Source organism: Trinickia sp., from assembly GCF_051961175.1.
GTDB lineage: Bacteria > Pseudomonadota > Gammaproteobacteria > Burkholderiales > Burkholderiaceae > Trinickia.
In genome coordinates, this window is the sequence record NZ_JBQCDN010000059.1 from 1 (window position 1) to 2,574 (window position 2,574).

Below are 2,574 nucleotides of genomic sequence, written 5' to 3' on the forward strand. Positions count from 1 at the left end.
ATCGGCGCCAGCAAGCAAACGCCGATCGCTGTCCGTTCGCAGCAGCCCGTGCTCCCCGGCGATTCGCTCGGCAACGGCCAACACTTCATGAAACCCACCTCGCGCCTTGATCGATCCGGCGACAGGCAAGCTGTCATCGCGCTTGACGAACCATTGCCCCGATTCGGCATTCAGCGCGGTCGCCAACGCATCGGCCGGCACGAGCGGCGATGTGATTGCCCCTTGGGTGTCGACGAGTTCGGGAAACAGTGCAGCCATCAAAGGTGCGCAGCGTGCGAACCGGTCCCGAGCCGCCAGGATGTCGGTCTGCGACGGCGCATTCGCGGGAAGCGGCGTGCCGAGCTGCGGATTAAGCCAGAGCGTCGGACGTCGCTCGATAAGTGGCGCTAATAGATCTCGGGGAATTCGGCTGGTATTCATGGCTTTCGGCAACGTATGATGGTGCTCCGATACTAGGGCACTGCGGCCATCGGCCGAAAGCGGCGATTACTAATACCCCCATTAGATACACTTATGGCATCACGACTCGACTCATCCATCCTCGGTGCGCTACGGTGCTTCGAAGCAGCCGGGCAATCGTTGAGTTTCACGAAAACCGCCGCCACGCTGAGCTTGACCCAAAGTGCCGTGAGTCAACAAATTCGGCAACTCGAAGCGCGATTGGGCTATCCGTTGTTCGTGCGGCAACCGCGCGGCTTGGCTTTGACGCCCAAAGGCGCGGCGCTGCTCGAAGCCACCTCGAATGCGTTTGCCGAACTCAACCGCACGCTTGCGCGGCTCGACGAGCCCGAAGCGGCGTTGTTGAATGTCAGTTGCGTGCCTTCGTTCGCCTTGCAGTGGCTGATGCCGCGTTTGGTGGATTTTCATCGACTGCACCCGTACGTTTCGGTCCGGCTCAAAGCCGAAATCGATGTCGTGGCCTCGTATGAGAGGGCACAAGGCGGCGCCGATATTGCAATCGGCTACCTGCCTCCAAGCGAATGGCCATCCGATGCGACAGTCTTGCTCGACGAGTCCCTCGTTGCGGCAGCGACACCGGAGTATCTTCGCGAGCACCCGCCGGTGTTGGACGCTCGTTGGCTCCAAAGCGTGAGGCTGTTACATGACGTGGAACCGTGGGCGGGCGCCCCCGAATTCGTCGAATGGCAAACTTGGCTGCGTTGCATGCTGCCCGGCTTGGATGATGCGGCCGACGGCCCGCACTTCAATTTCAACCTGTCGAGTCTGGCCATCAGCGCTGCGCTGAACCATCAAGGCGTCGTGCTCGCGCGAACCGCGCTGATCGATGAGGAACTAACGGCCGGCCGGCTCATCGATATCTTCCAATGCCACGTTCGTGCGCCCGCGCAATACGTGCTGCTTTGCCGTGATCGAAGCGACCCTCACGCCACCGCGTTCGTCGATTGGCTCAGCGCGGAATGCACGCGCTTCGAGCAAGCGCGCGCGGGGCGAAGCGCGCCGAGCTGTCGCGATTCATCCTTGTGAAACTTGTCAGGAAGATGATTCGGAACTGGCCGCTGTGCTTCGCCGACGATCGCAAGCGAGCCTGACAGACATAGCGTGAAGGCCCGTCGAGCATGGCGACGAGCCGGCTGCACCTACCGCGTGCAACGTGTTTGCATGCAAGTTCCGAAACTCGTCTTCCGGAGGTGTTCATGGCGAATCAACTGGGCAACATCAAGCACATCGTTCAATTGATGCTTGAGAACCGCTCGTTCGATCAAATGCTCGGGTTTCTTTATGGTGGTAAGCGTGTGACGCCGTCAGGCGCATCGTTCGACGGCTTGACCGGCGATGAAACGAATCCTGACGATAGCGGGCGCAGCATCCCGGTTACTCAGATCACCGCCGATATGCCCAATGCGTATTTCAAACCGGGCGCAGACCCGGGCGAGGGTTTTTACAACACGAACATGCAGCTTTTTTCGACGACGCATCCCGCGTCGGGCGCCAAACCTGGCAATCGCGGCTTCATCGTCAACTTCAAAACCGCGATCGATTACGATTTAGCGCACCACTATAGCGATTCGCTGCCGGGCACCCAACCGGCGGACATCATGCTGATGTACACGCCGGACATGCTGCCCGTCATGTCGACGCTCGCGCGCAGTTATGCCTTATGCGATCAGTGGTTCGCATCGGTTCCGACGCAAACCGTGCCGAACCGCGCGTTTGCGTCCGCGGGCACATCTCAGGGGCGGCTCGATAATCATGTCAAGTCATTCACGTGCCCGAGTATTTTCGGGCGCCTGAGCGACAACAAAATCGATTGGGCGATTTTCGGCTACAACCGCCCACCGCTGACGCGTACCGACTTCCCCGATACGCTGAATGCCGACGAAAGTCATTTCGGACTGTTCGACGAGTTTCAGCGCCGTGCCGCATCGGGCACGCTGCCGGCCTATACCTTTCTCGAGCCCGATTTCAGCGCAAGCGGCAACAGTCAGCATCCGAACTACGATGTCGCGAAGGGGGAGCAGTTCCTCCTTCAGGTTTATCGCACGCTTCGAAGCAGCCCGGCGTGGAACGATACTTTATTCATCGTCACCTACGACGAGCATGGCGGAAACTTCG

The 2,574-nt window shown here is 59.8% G+C and carries 2 protein-coding genes and 1 pseudogene; 2 read left to right on the top strand and 1 reads right to left on the bottom strand.

The genetic code is table 11. The features are described 5' to 3' along the window. Nucleotides 1-420 (bottom strand): annotated as a pseudogene (locus ACTHL0_RS03400) (D-serine ammonia-lyase); the annotation flags it as partial. 93 nt (nucleotides 421-513) lie between these two features. Here ACTHL0_RS03400 and ACTHL0_RS03405 point away from each other — a divergent pair. Together ACTHL0_RS03405 and ACTHL0_RS03410 are read left to right on the top strand one after the other, a co-directional pair. Continuing rightward, nucleotides 514-1,485, top strand: a complete 972-nt coding sequence (locus tag ACTHL0_RS03405) for a LysR substrate-binding domain-containing protein (protein WP_440565181.1) — start codon at nucleotides 514-516, stop codon at nucleotides 1,483-1,485. Nucleotides 1,486-1,655: 170 nt separating this feature from the next. After that, a partial coding sequence (locus ACTHL0_RS03410) for an alkaline phosphatase family protein (RefSeq protein WP_440565182.1) occupies nucleotides 1,656-2,574 on the top strand: 919 nt, incomplete at its 3' end.